Annotated in this window: 1 rRNA gene; it reads right to left on the bottom strand. The window is 56.0% G+C overall.

Going from position 1 to position 1,044, the window contains the following annotated elements:
* Positions 1-1,044, bottom strand: a 23S ribosomal RNA gene (locus B5D66_RS24840); the annotation flags it as partial.

Genomic DNA, 1,044 nt, shown 5'->3' with positions numbered 1-1,044 from the left:
CCAGCCCCAGGATGCGACGAGCCGACATCGAGGTGCCAAACCATCCCGTCGATATGGACTCTTGGGGAAGATCAGCCTGTTATCCCCGGGGTACCTTTTAGCCGTTGAGCGACACCGCTTCCACACGCCGATGCCGGATCACTAGTCCCTGCTTTCGCACCTGCTCGACACGTCCGTCTCACAGTCAAGCTCCCTTGTGCACTTACACTCAACACCTGATTGCCAACCAGGCTGAGGGAACCTTTGGGCGCCTCCGTTACCCTTTAGGAGGCAACCGCCCCAGTTAAACTACCCACCAGACACTGTCCCCGAACCGGATCACGGTCCCAGGTTAGATGCCCGAAACAGCCAGAGTGGTATTTCACCAACGCCTCCACCCGAACTAGCGTCCAAGCTTCACAGGCTCCCACCTATCCTACACAAACCATCCCAAACACCAATGTCAAGCTATAGTGAAGGTCCCGGGGTCTTTCCGTCCTGCTGCGCGAAACGAGCATCTTTACTCGTAGTGCAATTTCACCGGGCCCATGGTTGAGACAGCGGGGAAGTCGTTACGCCATTCGTGCAGGTCGGAACTTACCCGACAAGGAATTTCGCTACCTTAGGATGGTTATAGTTACCACCGCCGTTTACCGGCGCTTAGATTCCCAGCTTCGACAACCCAAAGGCCATCTAACCAGTCCTCTTAACGTTCCGGCACCGGGCAGGCGTCAGTCCGTATACAGCGTCTTACGACTTCGCACGGACCTGTGTTTTTAATAAACAGTCGCTTCCCCCCGGTATCTGCGACCCCACCCAGCTCCAAGAGCAAACGCCTCTTCACCAGACAGGGCTCCCCTTCTCCCAAAGTTACGGGGACAATTTGCCGAGTTCCTTAACCATGGTTCACCCGAACGCCTCGGTATTCTCTACCTGACCACCTGCGTCGGTTTAGGGTACGGGCCGCCCACGCACTCACTAGAGGCTTTTCTCGACAGCATGGGATCACTCACTTCGTCTCAAACGACTCGACATCACGCCTCAGCCACAACAAGGGACGGATTT

Source organism: Marinactinospora thermotolerans DSM 45154, assembly GCF_900167435.1.
Taxonomy (GTDB): domain Bacteria; phylum Actinomycetota; class Actinomycetes; order Streptosporangiales; family Streptosporangiaceae; genus Marinactinospora; species Marinactinospora thermotolerans.
This window is presented reverse-complemented; position numbering and strand designations above follow the sequence as displayed.